Source organism: Aliiglaciecola sp. CAU 1673 (genome assembly GCF_029223185.1).
Classification (GTDB): Bacteria; Pseudomonadota; Gammaproteobacteria; order Enterobacterales; family Alteromonadaceae; genus Bowmanella.
This window is the reverse complement of the sequence record NZ_JARHUG010000016.1, coordinates 39454-57372: the sequence shown is the minus strand read 5'-3', so window position 1 is coordinate 57372 and position 17919 is coordinate 39454. Positions and strand designations below refer to the sequence as shown.

Below are 17919 nucleotides of genomic sequence, written 5' to 3'. Positions count from 1 at the left end.
TTGTGAATAAGTCTCAACTAATCGATAAGATCGCTGCTGGTGCTGATATTTCTAAAGCTTCTGCAGGTCGCGCACTGGATGCTTTCACCGATGCAGTGACTGAGGCGCTCAAAGGTGGTGATCAGGTTGCTCTGGTAGGTTTCGGTACTTTCGCTGTTCGTGAGCGTTCTGCTCGTAGCGGCCGTAACCCACAAACTGGCGCAACTATCCAAATCGCTGCAGCTAAGGTTCCTGCTTTCAAAGCTGGTAAAGCCCTGAAAGACGCCTGCAACTAATTCGATTGCTTTGTCTCAAAAAGGCGATGAGGTATCATCGCTTTTTTTGTTTCTGCAACGGCATTTCCCGTTGGTCTGCGAATCGCCGGAGGCGGATTTTTTTCCTTCCTAAATAGGCTATAATCCCGCCGTTTCAGGGAAATCCCGTGGTCGCAAAAAGTGGCCTAAAACTCAACCGGAGTTGTGAATCCAAGATGTTAGAGAGAATTAGAGAAGGCGCCCAAGGGTTTTGGGCAAAGGCTATTTTGGGCTTGGTGATCCTGACCTTCGCCCTGGCCGGTGTTGGCAGCTATTTGAACGCCAAAAGCGACAACCCTGTAGCCACAGTCAACGGCGAAGACATTCCGCAATCCAGTCTTGAGCGTGCCTATCAAAATGAACGGGCGAGAATGGAGTCTCAGTATGGCGAGGCTTTTGCCGACCTGATGGCCGACAGCGAGTATATGAAAAGTTTCCGCAGTGGCTTGGTGGATAGACTGATTGCCGAGAAGTTGATCGAGCAGACTGCCAAAGATATGGGGCTGCGAGTCAGTGACCAGCAAATTCGTGATGCCATCGTGTCGATGCCTGAGTTCCAGATTGCAGGTACCTTTAACAATGAGCGTTATCTGGCCGTACTTAGACAAGCCGGCTTTCAGCCAGCCGATTTTCGTGATCTGATGCGTCGCGACATGACTCGTCAACAGGTGGTTCGCGCTGTAATGGGCTCTGAGTTCAGTTTGGATAACGAAGCGCAGTATGCTTTTGGCCTGCAACAGCAAAGCCGTGATATCAAACACCTGAGCATTAATGCATCGACTTTCCGTGATCAGATAGAAGTCAGTGAGCAGGAAGTGCAAGCTCACTACCAGGCCAACATTGATCAGTTCGATACTCAAGAGCGCGTAGCGTTAAACTATGTAGAGCTAAAAGTAGAAGATTTGCTTAATGACATTCAGGTGTCAGACGAGGATATACAAACCTTTTACGAGCGTAATGCCGATAAGTATCGCACTGAAGCACAACGTCGTGTATCACACATCCTGTTTGAAACTGGCGATGATGCCAATGCCGCCCGTGAACAGGCAGAGCAAGTATTGGCTCGTTTGAAGGCAGGTGAAGACTTTGTCGAATTGGCCAAGACCTATTCTGCCGATACCTTTAGTGCTGAGAGCGGTGGTGACCTGGATTGGTTCGGTCGTGATGTGATGGATCCTGCCTTTGAGGAGGCATCATTTGCGTTGCAAAATATCGGTGATCTTAGTGACGTAGTGGAAAGTGAGTTTGGCTTGCACATCATCAAACTGACCGATGTGCGTCCAGAACAAGTCCAATCTCTGGCCGATGTGCGTGATCAGATCCTCGAAGAAGTTAAAGGTGAGAAGGCCCAAGCGGCATTCTACGAACTGCAACAGCAAATTGCTGAGGTGGCCTTTGAGATGCCAGACAACCTCGAGGAAGTGGCTGCTCGCGCCAGCAAGTCTATCGAACATACTGAATTGTTCAGCCGTAGCGATGCACCTGAGCTGTTCTCCAGCACCCGTATCCTGAATACTGCATTCTCCCCTGAACTTGTTGAGCAGGGCGTTAACAGTGAAGTGCTGGAAGTGTCACCTGACCATATCGTGGTGATCCGTGTGGCCGAGCATGAGCCTCAGCGCACCAAGTCACTGGATGAGGTTAAGCAAGGAATCGAAGACCTGTTGGTTGCTGAGAAAGCCCAGCAAGCCGCGAAAGCCTGGGCGTCAGACCTGGTTGCCAAGCAACAAGCCGGAGAAGATATTGAAGCCTTGTTGGCAGAAAAGTCACTAAGCTGGACAACGTCAGAGGGAGTGAAGCGTTTTGGTGGTGCATTAATGCCTTCCGTTACCGAGAAAGCCTTCCAGCTTTCCGCTGAGGATAACAATCTGGCTGTGGTAGAGACCGCAGACGGTAATGTCTCTCTGGTACAGGTAACGGCCATTCATGACGCCCCTGCAGCAGAGCCTGCCATGCTGGATGGTATGCAGCAGCGCCTCGCATCAGGTCGCGGACAGCAGCTATATATGGACTTTATTGAAAGCCTGAAAGCACAGGCTGATGTGAAGATCCTGGCGATGAAAGCGCCTGAATAAGGATTCCGTTCTGAAGAAAAGCACTGCAATCGCAGTGCTTTTTTTATGCCATTTATTCAAAGAGGCCTTGGCTTTAACGGGATACCAGAGCCTGATGGGCATAGACTAAACGCTGTGTGTATTCAGATTTTGGCCAGTTGAAAATAACATCGGTTTTTCCCGATTCCACCACATTGCCGTCGGCCAATACCAGAATGCGATCGCTGATATGACGCACTATCCCCAGATTATGGGAAATAAAGATAAAGCCTAATCCCAAATCCCGTTGTAGTCCCATCAGCAGATTAACAGTTTGCGATCGTACTGAAGGATCCAGGGCTGCAAAAGGCTCATCAGCAACCAACACCTGGGGATTGAGGATCAGGGCGCGGGCAACGGTGGCACGCTGACGTTGTCCTTCTGAGAGCATATGGCGATAGAAGTACTGATGCTCTGGCAACATACCTACCTGAACCAGGGTTTGGGCAATTTTCTGCTTGCGCTCGCTCTCGCTGAGTGTGGTGTTCAGTTGCAGGGTTTCATCCAAAATACTGCCCAGTGGACGGGCAGGATTGAGAGATTCTTTACTGTGCTGAAAAATCATTCTTATGGCGCGATAACGTTGTTTGCGCTGGCGGCTCTCCAACGGCTCACCATTCAGCTGCATGCTGCCAGAGGTAGGTCTTTCTACACCAACCAGCAATTTCGCCAGTAGTGATTTACCTGAGCCGTTTTCGCCAATAATGGCCATGGTCTCTCCCGAGCGCAGCTCAAAACTGACCGGGGCCAGGCGGAAAATCTCTTTCTTACCAAACCAGGGTTTGTGTTTTTTACAGTAGGTCAGATTATTGACAGACAAAAGTGGTGTCATGCTTTGTCCCTGTGCAGCGGGAAGTGGCAGGCATAGTGATGGTCATGAATCCGCCTGACATCTGGCATCTTCACGCATTCCTTTTGCGCCCTGGGACAGCGCGGCCCCAGCCGGCAGCCAATAGGTAAATGCTGTAACGTAGGGATGGTGCCTTCCAGACAATGTAAAGCGGCCTTGGGCGGAAGATCTCGGCGAAAGCTTGGTGCACTGTCGAGCAGGGCTTTGGTGTAGGGGTGCAACGGGCGCTTACGGATCTGCGTCATTTTGCCACTTTCCACCGACTGGCCGCAGTACAAGACGGTCATGCTGTCAGCCATGGCTGAAATAGCGAGCAGGTCATGGCTAACAAAAAGAATACTCAGTTCGCGGGTTTTGTTCAGCTTCGACAACAGTCTCAGGATTTGGATTTTCGTGGTGATCTCCATGCCCATGGTAGGATTATCGGCGATAAGTAACCTCGGGTTTGAAGCCAATGCCATGGCGATAGTAAATTTCTGGCACACGTCCTCTGGTAGCTGATGGGGATAGCTTTTTAAGCACAATTCGTGGTCCCGGATCCCTACCTTATGCAGCTGAGCCACGGCAATGCTGTGACGCTGTGCCCGTCGTTGCCAGAACCAGCCTTTGTCCAACAGGTTGTCAGGAATGGTCTCAGCAATCTGCTCTTCCAGTGTCGCAGAAGGGTCTAGGGCAGATAGCGGATTCTGGAATACCACCGACATCTCGCTGCGAGTAATGGCGCGGCGCTGATTGTCTGACATGGACAGCAGATCTTTGCCTTTCCAGTTCATCCTGTCGGCGGTAACTTTCCAGCGTTCTGGCAAGGCGCCGATGATGGATTTCACAATCAGGCTTTTACCCGAGCCAGACTCACCCACCAGTGCCCTGACTTCCTTTGTATCGACGCTGAGATTGACCTTATCCAGGGCTTTTACCCAGCCAAACGAAGTATCGATTTCCAGGGTCAGGTTTTTGATATCCAAAAGTGGCATTATTGCGTCAACCTGTTGCGAAGGGCGGTACGAAGTCCATCACCGACCAGGTTGATAGACAACACCATCAGAAAAATCGCGGCCCCGGGTAGTGCAATACTCCATGGAGCAATGTAGGCGGTTTCTAATGCGTCCGACAGCATGGCGCCTAGCTCCGGAGAGGGCGATTGGGCGCCTAAGTTCAAAAAGCCCAAGGCGGTGATATCCAATATGGCGATAGACAATGCCATGGTAGCTTGCACGACCAGCATTTCAATCATGTTAGGCAAAATGCTGAAGAAGAAAATCCGCGTATTGCCGGCACCGTCGAGGCGCACCGCCGTCACATATTCTTTTTGAAATTCCCGGCGTGTGACATCCCGGGTCTGATGCACAAATTGCGGCACTAAGGCCAGTGCAATAGCCCACATACTGTTAACCAGACCGGTTCCTAAAATGGCGACCACGATAATAGCCAGCAGCAGGGTAGGGATTGCCATGATGGCATCTAACAGGTGATTGATCACACTGGCGCGAATGCCGCGGCTCATGCCAGCAAAGGCGCCAATGGCACAGCCAATCAACATGGCAACCAATACCAATATCAGGCTGGCGCCAAAGGTGATCCGGCAGCCGTTGACCACCCGTGTCAACAAATCGCGTCCCAAGCTGTCTGTACCAAAAAGGAATGGCGTACTGCCATTAGGCTCCCAGGCGGGGGGCAGCAATATGGCATCGGTGTTCTGTTCAAGAGCACTGTAAGGCGAGAGTATGGGCCCGAAAATCGACAGTAATACAAAAAACGCCAAACACCACAAACCCAGCAGCGCAATATGGTTGCGCCTGAATTCGTTCCAAGTCTGTCTTACCGGGGAGGGGAACGGCTCTTCTTCGTAAAAACTAGACTTGGGCATGTAATTGCCTCTTACTTAAGGGATAGAGCAACTTGAGCAGCACATCCATGGAGATGGTAAAGCTGACCACCACCACCGACACTGCCAGCATCCCTCCTCGAATCGAAGGGAAATCACGTTGATAAATAGCCTGGATCATCCATTCACCAATGCCCGGCCAGGAGAAGATGACCTCTACTATCATGGCGTTTGTCATCAGCAGCGTAAACTGCATCACCAACTGTGGCATGATGGGGATAAGTGCATTTTTAAGGCCGTGTTGCCAGACTACTTCAGAACGGCTCATACCCTTGGCGTACGCTGCTTTGATATAGTCACTGTCCATCACGTTGATCACCGAGCGACGGGTCAGACGGACGATCAAGGAGCAGGTGAACACGGTCAAAGACAGAGTGGGTAAAATAAGGTGTGCAAAGGCATTTTGTAACGCTGCCTCCCTATGCTCCATATCCGATTGCAGAATATCCAATAGCACAAATCCGGTGTTAAGCGGCACATCATAAAGCAGGCTGACCCGATCAGACATGGGCAATACACCCAACTTCAGCGCAAATACCAAGATCATCAGAAGTGCCAGCCAAAATACCGGTACCGAGTAGCCAATCAGGCTAAATGACAGAATTCCCCGATCTAAGGCTTTACGGTGCGAAAGCCCCGAAAAGATACCCAGTGGCAGACCGATAAAGAGTGAAAGCACCATGGCATAGACACTGAGCTCAATACTGGCTGGCAGAGTGCGTGTTACTTCCTCAAACACTGAAGAGCCGGAGCGCATACTGATGCCCCAGTCGCCAGCAAAGATCAGTTGGAAGTATTGCCACAAACTGGCGAAAAAGCCTTGGTCCAAGGCGTATTTATGCATTAGCTGCTGGCGTAACTGCTCATCTGGATTAGCCAGACCAGAAAGATTAGTCAGCGGATCCCCAGGGAACAAAAATGCCAGCGCAAATGAGCCTGCACACAGGATAAACAAGGTAATCACTAACAGGTTAAGGCGCCGACCCAGATACACCAGCATATTAGCGGCTCTCCTTAACAACACCGGCAAATTGAATGCCGCCAAAAGGATTAATAGTCAGGCCTTTAATCTCCTTTCGATAAGCCTGAAAGCGATATGCATGGGCGATGGGGAACAATGGCATTTGCTCTTCCAAGATATCATTAGCTTGGCGATAAATAGTCAAGCGCATGTTTTCGTCGGTGTGGGCAAGCGCCTGGTCAATCAGATCGTCATATTCTTCAGAGCACCAGTTGGCCCTGTTGGTGCCAGAAGCAATGGCCGAGCAACTCAGTAAAGGGCGGTAAAAGTTATCTGGATCACCACTGTCTGCGGTCCAGCCGATGAGCACGGAGTCATGTTGTCCTTGCGCCAGAAGCCGTCGGAAAGTGCCCCATTCATAGCTGACGATGCGCGCCTTCACGCCAACCTGTTGCAGATAGTTTTGCATGATTTCTGCCATTTTGGTGGCATTGGGGTTGTATGCACGTTCCACCGGCATGGCCCAGATGTCCATGGTAAAACCGGTTCCGATACCCGCTTCGTCCAATAGCTGTCTGGCCATCACCGGGTTGTAGTGGGTTTCCTTGCGGGTATCGTCGAAGGCCCAGGAAGTGGGGGGCAGTAACCCCTTTGCGGCAATAGCACTGTCAAAATACACGGCATCGATCAAGGTCCGTTTATCCACTGCCATGGTCAGCGCCTTTCTCACTCTGGCATCATTGAAAGGAGGTTTTGCAGTGTTAAAGGCCCAAAATCCGATATTCAGTCCCGGCTTTTCATCGAGGATCAGATCGCCACGCTCTTCCACAATACGCAGTTCCGTTTGCGCCGGAAAGGCAATCACATCACATTCACCGGTGATCAATTTAGCCAAGCGCATGGAGCTTGAGGGGGTTATATCGTAAATCAGCTGCTGCTGAGTCTGCTGCTCACCCCAATAATCAGGGTTTCGGTGATAGCGAACATGGTTATCTTCGCGGAAACTGACAAACTGAAAAGGACCTGTGCCAACAGGTTGTGTATCTAATAACTCAGGTGTGCCCGCTGCCAGCAATTGTTCCGCATACTCCTGAGACAGAATAACGGAGAAATCTGTGGCGAGTGTGGCCAGAAAAGAGCTGTCGGGACGGCTGAGCTTTATTTCGACACGGTAACCATTGATTTTATTCACCTCCACAACCACTTTGTTCAGACCCAGGCTGTCAAAGTAAGGGTAGCTTCCACCTGAAACATGATGGAAAGGGTGATCCTTGAGTCGCCAGCGGTTGATGCTAAATAGCACGTCATCGGCATTAAATGGCCTGCTTGGTTTAAAAAAAGCAGTGCTGTGAAAGGCCACATCTTTTCGAAGTTGAAAGGTATAGGTCAGGCCATCTTCGCTGACCAACCAACTGGTAGCGAGGTTTGGCACCACTTTGCCGGTTTCAGAGTCGAAATCCAGCAACCGGTTATAGACTTGGTGTGAGGTGGCATCCACCGTCGTGCCCGAGATGTCTAGCTGCGGGTTAAAAGACAGAGGATTGCCTTCAGAGCAATAGATCAATCCCTGCTCTGCCAGCTCCCGCGTCCTGTTGTCCTGACATGCTCCCAACGCGAAGACCATTGGCAGGACGCCCAGCAGGAGAGCAATATTTTTTTTCACCTTGTTAGTCCTGTGCCTCTGATTCAAGCAGATTATACTTTTTCAGATAGCCGCGCAGTTGGTGGTATGTGAGGCCCAGCTTTTCTGCTGTTTTTTTCTGATTAAACTGACTGTCAGCCAAGGCCCGCTTGATAAGGTCAATCTCAAAGTCCTGGGACAGTTCTTTCAGATCCACTGGAAAGGTGATGGATTGAGCTCGTATCGGTTCAGGCTGTGTTGTTACGGAACTGTTTTCTTCTTTGGTTGCTGGCGCTAAGGTCGTGTGGGCAGGAGCTACAATACGATCCCGGGTTTTACTGCGTCTTGTGGGGCGGTAGGGGGACTCAAAAGGATCCATTACAATATGGTGTACCGGCAGATGTGGGTTGTTGCAGCGATAGACCGCTCGTTCCACTACGTTTTTCAGCTCACGCACATTGCCCGGCCAGTCATATTCCAACAAGATGCGCTTGGCTTTCTCGGTAAAGCCACTAAACAGCTCCATCTCCAGTTCGCGGGCCATATTAATGGCGAAATGCTCTGCCAACAGCAGAATATCTTCACGACGCTCACGCAGTGGCGGCAGGGTGATAACATCAAAGGCCAAACGGTCTAATAAATCGGCTCGAAACTCGCCAGAGTCGGCCAGGGCGGGTAAGTCTTCGTTGGTGGCCGCAACTAAGCGCACATCTACTTTGATGCTCTTGGAGCCACCGACCCGTTCGAATTCACCATATTCAATCACCCGCAGCAGTTTTTCCTGGATAAGGCCCGAGGTATTTGCCAATTCATCCAAAAACAGAGTGCCGTTGTTAGCCGCTTCAAAACGGCCTTCATGGCGCTTTGAAGCGCCGGTGAAGGAGCCTGCTTCATGACCGAACAACTCACTTTCCAGCAGGCTTTCACTTAGCGCAGCACAATTAAGCTTGTGGTAGGCTTGATCCCAGCGACTGGACAGGTAGTGCAATCTCGCCGCGACCAACTCCTTGCCCGTGCCGCGTTCACCGATTATCAGTACCGGCTTGTTAAGCGGGGCGATTTGGGATATCTGTTCCAAAACCTCCAGGAAACTATTGGATTGACCCAGGAGATTGTCTTGTTGGCGAAAGCGACTCACAGTGATCCTTAAAAAGTGGTCTAATAGGCTAATAAATGGTGTAGAACAATAATATTCTAGTCAGCCCTAAAAAGGTAGTAAATAAATACCCTTTTTAAAACAAAGAGATAGGGATGATACTGAGTTGGCCTGGTATTTGAATATACACAGTAGTCCGCCATCACAACGGGTGATGACGCAAGTGTGTTAACAAGAGGTGAGATTATGGGTATCTTCTCCCGTTTTTCAGACATAGTGAATTCCAATATCAATGCTTTGCTCGACAAGGCGGAAGATCCAGAAAAGATGGTCAGACTGATCATCCAGGAAATGGAAGACACTTTGGTGGAAGTGCGCTCCACATCGGCCAAGACTTTGGCTAATAAGAAAGAAATTGCTTCGCAAATCAATAAGTTGGAATTGCAATCCAGTGATTGGGAAGCCAAAGCCGAGTTGGCGCTCAGTAAGGATCGTGAAGATCTGGCCCGCGCAGCCTTGGTAGAAAAGAAAAAGGCGCAAGATCACGCTGAGATCCTCAAGCGTGAACTGGGCTTGGTGGAAGATCAAATCGCCAAGTTGCAAAGTGAAGTGGCTCAATTGCAGGAAAAGCTGGCCGATGCCAAAGCCAGACAGAAAACCATTTTGTTGCGCCAGAAAACAGCAAGTTCTCGTTTGGAAGTGAAGCGTAGCCTCGACAGCAGTAAAGTTGACGATGCAATGAATCGCTTCGAGCAATATGAGCGCAAGATTGACGATTTGGAAAGTCAGATCGAAGCTTATGATTTAGGTAAACACAGTCTTGCCGACGAATTTGCCGCCCTGGAAGCCGGTGATAAAGTTGATGACGAGTTGGCTGCATTGAAATCTAAGCTCAAGGGTAAAGAGAGCAAAAGCAGCAAGGCCGGCAAGCAGTAATAGCACGAGGAGAAGACCGTGGAAGACGTCATAGGCATTTTGGTTGCGCCCATTATTCTGTTCATGATTTTTGTGGCGCCCATCTGGCTGATACTGCATTACCGCAGTAAGAAACAGGTTAGCCAAGGCTTGTCTCAGGAAGAGTTTGCGTCGCTGACCGAGTTAGCCAATAAGGCTGAAGTCATGGCCGAGCGTATCCAGACATTGGAAGCCATTCTGGACGCGGAGGCCCCTCAATGGAGGAACCGGGCATGAAAACCAAGCGTGAACTCTATCGTGACACCCAAAAAGGCAAGATTGCCGGGGTCTGCGCCGGAATTGCGGACTACTTTGGCTGGGAAGTCTGGTTAGTCAGGATCCTGTTTGTGTCAGCGGTGCTGCTGGCGGGAGGCCCCTTCTTTGTGGTCGCCTATATCGCCGCCTGGTTTATCCTGGACAAGAAACCCAATGCCGTGGACCATCGTCATCAGTACTTCAACTTTAAAAGTAAGAACTGGCAAGAAGGCGCCGATGAGGACGACAAAACCGTGGAAGTAAAAGCCAAGGTATGGCAGGCCGGAGAGCCACCAAAGCAGGCTTTCCACGATATTAAAAGACGGTTTGAACATTTAGAAGGCAGGTTACGCCGCATGGAAACTTATGTAACCTCTCCGGAATATCAACTGAATCGCGAAATCAGTCGCCTGTAGGCAAACTAATTCCATTAGCGTGGAGGCAGCGGGTCCCATAACGAAGGGGCTCGCTGTTCACATTCAATGTCCGGTTCACTGACGGAAAAGGGGCAAGATGTCTTCCTCTTCATTGCAAAAGCACCTCTTAAATATCCAGAGCAAAGCCCAGCTGGCCGCGGCCAGGGTTACCGACCAGCATATTCGCCTGGCCGTCACCGGTTTAAGTGGCGCAGGTAAAACCGCTTTTATCACCTCATTGGTCAATCAATTACTGGAGGCCAATAACAGCGCCCATTTACCCTTTTTTAGCCTGTGTCGTGATAATCGTTTTGTTGGTGCCAAGCGCGAAGTGCAACCGGACTTACGTCTTGCCCGTTTTGAATATGAGCAAGGCATGACAAGACTGGATGCTGATCCACCCACTTGGCCCAAACCCACCAATGGGATCAGCCAGATCCGCCTGAAAATTAAATATGAACATCGCCATCCTATTCGACGGCTGATCACCGAGCAAGGCGTCCTGGTACTGGACATTGTGGATTATCCGGGGGAATGGCTGCTGGACCTTCCCATGCTCAATATGGACTTTGGTCAATGGAGCCAATTTGTAGCCAGCCAGTGGCTATCGGGCGAGCGCCAAGAGTTGGCTGCGCCTTTTTTATCAGAGCTCGGCAAGCTCGACTGGTTGGCCCAGGGCGATGAAATGGCGCTCAAAGCCCTGGCCGAGCAATTCAGTGAGTATCTGCATGCCTGCAAGGCCAAGGGATTGGAGTTGGTTCAGCCCGGACGTTTTTTATTGCCTGGAGAACTGCAAGGCGCGCCGATTTTACAGTTTATTCCCATGCCTGAGATGCCAGAGGACATGGACTGGGACACAGTGCCCGAGGGCTCGAACCTGGCGATAGTGAAACACCGCTATCAGCAATACCTGGAACAGGTGGTCAAGCCATTCTACAAAGCCTACTTCAAAGATGTAGATCGTCAGGTGGTGCTGGTGGATTGCTTGTCTGCCCTTAACAGCGGTCAGCAAAGCCTGGAGGAGTTACAACAAGCCATCAACTGGCTGCTGAAAAGCTTTGATTATGGTAGTAACAGCATATTGCACCGGTTGTTTTCACCGAAAATCGACAAATTGGTATTTGCCGCCAGTAAGGCCGACCATATTACTCCCGATCAGCATCATAATCTGGTGCGATTACTGGAATCGATGGTGCACCAGGCACGTCAGGAAATCAGTTATCAGGGGATCCAGATTCAGACTACTGCTATGGCGGCCATTCGTGCCTCTGTGCCGGGGAGCGTCCAGCATGATGGTGAAGCATTGAATGTCCTTAAAGGCAGGGGAGAGGACGGCCAACCATTGACCCTTTATCCTGGCGATGTCCCCGCCAGTAAACCGCCAAGCCGTTTTTGGCAACAGCAGGGATTCGAATTTCCACGCTTTGCGCCCCCCATACGCTCACCACTGTCGGCCTTGCCGCATATCCGTATGGATCAGATGTTGGAGTTTTTGCTGGGAGACAAGATGCTATGAGCGAAACGGGTGACAACAGGGCGCTCAGAAGAGCCATCAAGTTAGAAAGCGTTGAGCCGGAAAAATCACCACAGCCCAAGAAGTTAAAGCCTAGGGCTGTGCTTACGGAAGCAGAATTTGTTGAAACGGCTGAAAATCAATCAACTGAACCCTCTGCAGAACAACAACTGATTCAACGAGGAAAAGGCTGGGTCTGGGGCTTTTGGTTGGGTGTGTCGCTGTTTGTGCTCGGTGGCATTGAGGTTGGCTTATCCTGGTATGAGGCCTGGCAACAGATGGATTTGCTGGCATTAGCGTGGTTGGCGCTACTGTGCGTTGTACTTGTTTTGTGCGGTGTAGGCCTGTACAGGGAATGGCGGTTGGTTGCGTCCCTGGACAGGGCGGAAGTGTTTCGTCAGACTGCCCTTGGCCTGTCGCAGAGTCCGGCGATTGGAGAAGGACGGGCCTTTTGTCAGCAAGTGGCTGACCAACTGCCGAAAAAGGCACTACCTGTAAACTGGTCGCTAGCCCTTCAGGAACACCATAGCGATAAGGAAGTGCTGGTGCTTTTTGAACAGCAGGTGCTGTCGGCTATCGATAAAGAGGCGCTAAAGGAGATCCGCAAGGAGTCCGGCGCCTGCGCCATGATGATTGCTGTCAGTCCCTTTGTGTTGGTGGATATGGCCTTGGTGATGTGGCGAAACTTGCGGCTTATTCGAAAAATCAGCCAATGCTATGGCCTTTCCATGGGCTACTGGTCTCGGGTGGTACTGCTTAAACGCATGTGCCGCATTATGCTCTATGCCGGGGCCACGGAGCTTATGGCGGATGGTACCGGTTGGCTGCTCGGCAACAGCCTGACCAGCAAATTTTCCGGCCAACTGGCTCAGGGGCTGGGTGCCGGCGTGTTGACCGCAAGGCTCGGATTGCAGGCCATGAGTTTGTGCCGTCCGATGCCGTTTTTAGCCAATCCAAAACCTACGCTGGGTAAGCTTGCCAGTGAAATTGGCACCCGCCTGCAGGCGGTCGAAGAAAAGAAATAACTGCCCCCAACTAACTTCTCTATCACAAGAAGCGTTGTAAAATTAATGTTACGCTTTGCGCATCCGGCTTACGAACCAGATGCTTTTTCTTTGGCACTAAATCAGTAGACTCACCGGCAAAATAAAGGGCAGCGGCATGACCGATGTCTTTGAAATGATTAACGAGTGTTGAAGAATTATGAGCAAATCGACCCAATATATGTCTCGTCAGCCCGATGAACAGGGGATTATTCATTGGAGCGCTGAAGAGAACGCCGTATGGCATGATTTGGTCGCCAGGCAGATGGATATCATCCGCGGTCGGGCCTGCGATGAATTTATGCATGGGCTGGACCTGTTAAACTTGCCCAACGACAGAATTCCGCAATTGCACGAAGTGAACGAAGTGCTGGCCAAAACAACGGGCTGGCAAGTGGCGCAAGTACCGGCTCTGATCAATTTTGATGAGTTTTTCCGTCTGCTTGCCAATAAACAATTCCCTGTGGCTACTTTTATTCGTACCCGCGAAGAATTCGACTATCTGCAGGAGCCGGATATTTTCCATGAGATTTTCGGCCATTGCCCGCTCCTGACCAATCCCGCCTTCGCCCACTTTACCCATACCTATGGCAAACTGGGTTACGCAGCGAGTAAACAGGACAGGGTATTTTTAGCCCGATTGTACTGGTTCACCGTAGAATTCGGCTTGCTGCGCCAGGGCGATGACTTGCGTATCTATGGTGGGGGCATTCTCTCCTCTCCGGGGGAAACTTTGTACGCGATGGAAAGTGACAAGCCAGAGCGCCATGAGCTGGATCCTCTGGAAGTGCTTAGAACACCGTACCGGATTGATATCATGCAGCCGGTGTATTTTATCCTTAATGGTTTAGACGGGTTATTCGATTTGACTAAGTTGGATATGATGGCCTTGGTAGAGAAAGCCAAGGAATTGGGTTTGCATGCCCCCAAGTTTCCGCCTAAGCCACAGAAAATGGCGAGTTAATTGCTAACTTGCACAGATAACATGAAATAAAAAGGTAAAGATTGTCTATGACGGATTTAACCCAACAAAAATGTGAAGCTTGCCGCGCCGATGCTCCGAAGGTCTCAGATGATGAACTGAAAACGCTGATCCGCGAGATCCCGGATTGGGTTCCACAAGTGCGTGACGGTGTGATGCAACTGGAGCGGGAATACAAGTTTAAAAACTTCAAACAAGCCATGGCCTTCGCCATCAAGGTGGGTGAGATGGCCGAAGCTGAGTTCCATCATCCTTCTATTCTGCTTGAGTGGGGAAAGGTCACTGTGACCTGGTGGACCCATGCCATAAACGGTCTACACCGTAACGACTTTATCTGCGCAGCTAAAACCGACGCGCTGTTGGCAGACTAATTCGGGGACGGCGCCCACCGTCCTCTCTCTCCCGATTCATTCTTCTGTTCTTGCATCCTGACATGTAATAATATGTTTACATTCCTGTTTGGCTAGAGTCGTTCTATGCGTTTGGAGATCAGTTGTAAGGACAGATTGGGCATTACCCAGGATGTGCTGGATATCCTGGTGGACTATGAGATTGATCTCAGAGGCATCGAAATAGACAAAGTCGGCAAAATCTTCCTGCTTTTTCCCAATATCGAATTTGCCGAATTCCAGCACCTGATGCCCAAGATCCGTCGTATTGAAGGTATCGAGGACGTCAAAACCACGCCCTTTATGCCTATCGAGCGCGAGCAGAATCAACTTCGCGCCCTGTTACGCACCTTACCCGACCCGGTGTTTTCCCTGGATACCAAAGGGCAGATCCTGCTAGTCAATGAAGCCGTGGCATCGACTCTTGAGATGGATTATGCCGATATTGTTGGCAAGGACATCTCGGAATGGGTCAAAGGCTTTAATTTTCATCGCTGGCTGGAAGGCAAGCAGGTGCTGGCACAGACCCACAAGGTCAAATTTATCGAGCAGGATTTTCTGGCCGATATTTTGCCGGTGATGGTGCCGGAAACAGACAACGAATCCATCCTGGCCGGTGCCGTGGTATTGCTTAAATCCGAGTTACGACTGGGACAACAATTAAATGTGTTCCATCAAAGTTCGGCCGACAGTTTTGGCCAAATTCACTGCCAAAGCACGCAAATGCGTCAGCTTATCAAAGAGGCCAAGAAGATGGCCGAACTGGAAGCGCCTATTCTGTTTTTCGGTGAAACCGGCGTCGGTAAAGAACTGATGGCCCGAGCCTGTCATGAGGCCGGTCGGCGCGCAACACAACCTTTTGTAGTGCTGAATTGCGCCGCCATTCCGGATGATATGGCCGAGCAGGAGCTATTCGGCTATGCCGATGGTGCTTATGGTCTGGAGAAGGGCAAAGCCGGATTGCTGGAGCAGGTGCAACAGGGCACCTTGTTGCTGGATGAAGTGGGAGATATGTCTGCCACTTTGCAGGCGAAACTGCTGCGGGTATTGCAGGACGGTACCTTTCGGCGGGTCGGAGATAGCACCGAGCAGAAATTACAGGCCAGGATCATCGGCACCACTCAAAAAGACCTGGGGTTGATGGTGCAAGAAGGGAGTTTCAGAGAGGATTTATATTACCGCCTCAATGTCTTAAGTTTGGTTATCCCGCCCCTTCGCGAACGAAAGGCCGACATTATCACCCTGGCTGAGCATTTTCTGAAAACACAAAGTGCCAAACTGGGACGCCGTCCGCCAAAGTTGAATAAATCCTGTGTGGAGTTTTTGCAGCATTATCCCTGGCCAGGTAATGTGCGCCAATTAGAGAATTGCCTGTATCGTGCATTGAGCCTGCTGGAAAAAGAAGAGCTGAGTAAGGAAGATATCAACCTGCCCAGCAATGATGGTGCGGTAGGTTATTTCCCCGCCGAGATAAAGGGTACCCTGGATCAGGAAGTCAAACGCTTTGAGCGGGAATTGTTACGCAGACTCTACCCGGCCTATCCCAGTACCCGGCAGTTGGCACGCAAATTGGGGCTTAGTCATACGGCCATTGCCAATAAACTGCGCGAGTATGGGATCAATAAGAAAACCGTAAAAATTTAGTGACAGGCCCAATGCTGCTTCGGCAAGACCGAGGGCGGTCCGTAGGATATTCTGATACCTAGTCATGTTTATCTGTTCGCTGAAGCACTTCTTTATGTTTTAACGCTCAGGTGCGGTAACAATAAGAAAAGGAACTAGACCACCAATGAAATTAGCAACGTTAAAAAATGGCACCCGAGACGGCCAGTTGGTTGTGGTTAGTCGAGATTTGAAAAAGGCCGTGGCGGTCACTCATATTGCGCCGACCATGCAAGCGGCGATGGATAATTGGGATACCGTATCCATGCATTTGCAGGCCACTTATCATGCGTTGAATATCGGCCAGTTGGACGATGTGCTCAGCTTCAATCCCAAAGCCTGTGAAGCCCCTCTGCCAAGGGCTTATCAATGGGCAGATGGCAGTGCTTACGTGAATCACGTGGAGCTTGTTCGTAAGGCCAGGGGCGCACAGATGCCTGAAAGCTTTTGGACCGATCCATTGATGTATCAGGGCGGCTCTGATGATTTTATCGGCCCCATGGATGATATTCCCGTGGCCTGTGAGGATTGGGGCATCGATTTCGAAGCCGAAGTGGCCGTGGTCACTGGTGATGTCGCCATGGGCGTCAGCGCCGAAGAGGCCGGTAATCATGTGCGCTTGTTGATACTGGTTAATGATGTGTCTCTGCGTGGATTGATCCCAGATGAGCTTGCCAAAGGTTTTGGCTTCTTCCAGTCCAAACCTGCTTCGTCTTTCTCTCCTGTAGCCATCACCCCGGATGAGCTGGGGGGCGCCTGGCAGGATTTTAAAGTTCACCTTCCTTTGCTTTCGGCACTTAACGGTAAGCCTTTTGGTAAACCGGACGCAGGTGTGGATATGACCTTTAATTTTGGTCAACTGATTGCCCATGCCGCCAAGACCCGTAACCTGAAGGCGGGTGCTATTATCGGCTCCGGTACAGTTTCTAACAAGCAAGGTACTGATCATGGTACCTCGATTGAAGACGGGGGCGTGGGCTATTCCTGTATTGCCGAGGTACGCATGATTGAAACCATTCGCGATGGCAAACCCAATACCTCTTTTATGAAATTTGGTGATCATATCCGTATCGAAATGCTGGATGAGAGAGGCGAAAGCCTGTTTGGCGCCATCGATCAAAATGTTGTTGAGTATCGCCCATGAGTATCAAGTTATATGGTTATTGGCGCTCGTCTGCCAGCTATCGCGCCAGGATTGCCCTCAATCTGAAACAAGTTGATTATGAATATGTGCCGGTTCATTTGGTGAAAAATGGCGGTGAGCAGCATATGGAGGCATACCGAAGCCTCAATCCTGCCGAATTGCTGCCAACATTGGTGGATGAAGATGAGGATATAATCCTCACTCAATCTCTGGCCATCATCGAATATTTGGACGAGCGTTTCGATACAGGCATTCAGTTGCTGCCAGAGCATAAGTTGCAGCGTGCCAGAGTCAGGGCGGTTGCCTATGATTTGGCCGCTGATATACAGCCCTTGGGAAACCTAAGGGTGTTGCAATACCTTGAAGCTAACTTTGGTGCCGATGCACAAACCAAGGCGGCCTGGGCCAGACATTGGATAGAGAAAGGTTTTGGCGCTATTGAAAAACGCATACAGAATACTGCAGGTCAGTATTGTTTTGGCTTCGATGTATCGCTGGCAGACGTTTGCTTAGTGCCACAGGTATATAATGCCAAACGCTTTAATGTAGATATGGAGGCCTATCCGCTGATTTCCCGCATTGCAGATAACTGCAATAAGCTGGAGGCCTTTATTCAGGCACAACCGGAAAACCAGCCGGACGCTGAATAATACCAAGTCCATTAATGATGTGATCACTCAGCGAGGAGCAAAATGCTCCGTGGCAAGACAGGGGCCTGCAGGTTTGGTGGGGCTAAATCAAAGGTCCCTAACACCGCCAGGG

The 17919-nt window shown here is 50.4% G+C and carries 18 protein-coding genes; 12 read left to right on the top strand and 6 right to left on the bottom strand.

The window, feature by feature from the left end; genetic code table 11:
* The first annotated feature begins 2 nt into the window (after positions 1 to 2).
* Together hupB and P2G88_RS15165 are read left to right on the top strand one after the other, a co-directional pair.
* Positions 3 to 275, top strand: coding sequence for a nucleoid-associated protein HU-beta (gene hupB, locus P2G88_RS15170; RefSeq protein WP_275797412.1), 273 nt, complete (start codon positions 3 to 5; stop codon positions 273 to 275).
* A gap of 194 nt (positions 276 to 469) precedes the next feature.
* Complete coding sequence (locus P2G88_RS15165) at positions 470 to 2368, top strand: SurA N-terminal domain-containing protein (protein WP_275797410.1); 1899 nt, start codon at positions 470 to 472, stop codon at positions 2366 to 2368.
* 73 nt (positions 2369 to 2441) lie between these two features.
* Here the strand turns inward: P2G88_RS15165 and P2G88_RS15160 are convergent, their stop codons facing one another.
* Genes P2G88_RS15160 through pspF form a run of 6 tightly spaced genes read right to left on the bottom strand, consistent with a single transcriptional unit; the run spans position 2442 to position 8841 of the window.
* Positions 2442 to 3218 carry an ATP-binding cassette domain-containing protein gene (locus P2G88_RS15160; RefSeq protein WP_275797408.1) on the bottom strand — a complete coding sequence of 259 codons (777 nt, stop codon included), beginning with the start codon at positions 3216 to 3218 and terminating at the stop codon, positions 2442 to 2444.
* Positions 3215 to 4210: an oligopeptide/dipeptide ABC transporter ATP-binding protein gene (locus tag P2G88_RS15155; RefSeq protein WP_275797407.1), complete on the bottom strand. Its 996-nt coding sequence runs from the start codon at positions 4208 to 4210 to the stop codon at positions 3215 to 3217. The genes P2G88_RS15160 and P2G88_RS15155 overlap by 4 nt, the downstream gene beginning before the upstream one ends.
* The gene (locus P2G88_RS15150) at positions 4210 to 5103 is read right to left on the bottom strand and encodes an ABC transporter permease subunit (RefSeq protein WP_275797404.1); all 894 of its coding nucleotides are present in this window, start codon (positions 5101 to 5103) and stop codon (positions 4210 to 4212) included. The genes P2G88_RS15155 and P2G88_RS15150 overlap by 1 nt, the downstream gene beginning before the upstream one ends.
* A complete protein-coding gene (locus P2G88_RS15145) occupies positions 5090 to 6121 on the bottom strand; it encodes an ABC transporter permease (RefSeq protein WP_275797401.1) in 1032 nt (343 codons plus the stop codon). The genes P2G88_RS15150 and P2G88_RS15145 overlap by 14 nt, the downstream gene beginning before the upstream one ends.
* 1 nt (position 6122) lies before the next feature.
* The gene (gene sapA / locus P2G88_RS15140; protein WP_275797527.1) at positions 6123 to 7706 is read right to left on the bottom strand and encodes an ABC transporter substrate-binding protein SapA; all 1584 of its coding nucleotides are present in this window, start codon (positions 7704 to 7706) and stop codon (positions 6123 to 6125) included.
* 43 nt (positions 7707 to 7749) lie between these two features.
* On the bottom strand, positions 7750 to 8841 hold the full coding sequence (pspF, locus tag P2G88_RS15135) for a phage shock protein operon transcriptional activator (protein WP_275797399.1): 1092 nt from the start codon (positions 8839 to 8841) through the stop codon (positions 7750 to 7752).
* A 204-nt stretch (positions 8842 to 9045) separates the two neighbouring features.
* Here pspF and pspA point away from each other — a divergent pair, with 204 nt between their 5' ends.
* From pspA to maiA, 10 genes are all read left to right on the top strand, one after another.
* Positions 9046 to 9735, top strand: a complete 690-nt coding sequence (pspA, locus tag P2G88_RS15130) for a phage shock protein PspA (protein ID WP_275797397.1) — start codon at positions 9046 to 9048, stop codon at positions 9733 to 9735.
* An 18-nt stretch (positions 9736 to 9753) separates the two neighbouring features.
* A complete protein-coding gene (gene pspB, locus P2G88_RS15125) occupies positions 9754 to 9990 on the top strand; it encodes an envelope stress response membrane protein PspB (RefSeq protein WP_275797395.1) in 237 nt (78 codons plus the stop codon).
* A complete protein-coding gene (pspC, locus tag P2G88_RS15120; RefSeq protein ID WP_275797393.1) occupies positions 9987 to 10424 on the top strand; it encodes an envelope stress response membrane protein PspC in 438 nt (145 codons plus the stop codon). Before pspB ends, pspC begins: the two co-directional genes overlap by 4 nt.
* Positions 10425 to 10521: 97 nt before the next feature.
* Positions 10522 to 11940: a YcjX family protein gene (locus P2G88_RS15115; RefSeq protein ID WP_275797391.1), complete on the top strand. Its 1419-nt coding sequence runs from the start codon at positions 10522 to 10524 to the stop codon at positions 11938 to 11940.
* A complete protein-coding gene (locus P2G88_RS15110) occupies positions 11937 to 12962 on the top strand; it encodes a TIGR01620 family protein (protein ID WP_275797389.1) in 1026 nt (341 codons plus the stop codon). Before P2G88_RS15115 ends, P2G88_RS15110 begins: the two co-directional genes overlap by 4 nt.
* A 178-nt stretch (positions 12963 to 13140) precedes the next feature.
* Complete coding sequence (gene phhA, locus P2G88_RS15105; RefSeq protein WP_275797387.1) at positions 13141 to 13944, top strand: phenylalanine 4-monooxygenase; 804 nt, start codon at positions 13141 to 13143, stop codon at positions 13942 to 13944.
* A gap of 47 nt (positions 13945 to 13991) precedes the next feature.
* Complete coding sequence (locus P2G88_RS15100) at positions 13992 to 14333, top strand: 4a-hydroxytetrahydrobiopterin dehydratase (RefSeq protein ID WP_275797385.1); 342 nt, start codon at positions 13992 to 13994, stop codon at positions 14331 to 14333.
* 105 nt (positions 14334 to 14438) lie between these two features.
* Complete coding sequence (gene tyrR / locus P2G88_RS15095) at positions 14439 to 15995, top strand: transcriptional regulator TyrR (RefSeq protein ID WP_275797383.1); 1557 nt, start codon at positions 14439 to 14441, stop codon at positions 15993 to 15995.
* A 145-nt stretch (positions 15996 to 16140) separates the two neighbouring features.
* Positions 16141 to 17157, top strand: a complete 1017-nt coding sequence (locus tag P2G88_RS15090) for a fumarylacetoacetate hydrolase family protein (RefSeq protein WP_275797381.1) — start codon at positions 16141 to 16143, stop codon at positions 17155 to 17157.
* The gene (gene maiA / locus P2G88_RS15085; protein WP_275797379.1) at positions 17154 to 17807 is read left to right on the top strand and encodes a maleylacetoacetate isomerase; all 654 of its coding nucleotides are present in this window, start codon (positions 17154 to 17156) and stop codon (positions 17805 to 17807) included. The genes P2G88_RS15090 and maiA overlap by 4 nt, the downstream gene beginning before the upstream one ends.
* Positions 17808 to 17919: the final 112 nt, after the last annotated feature.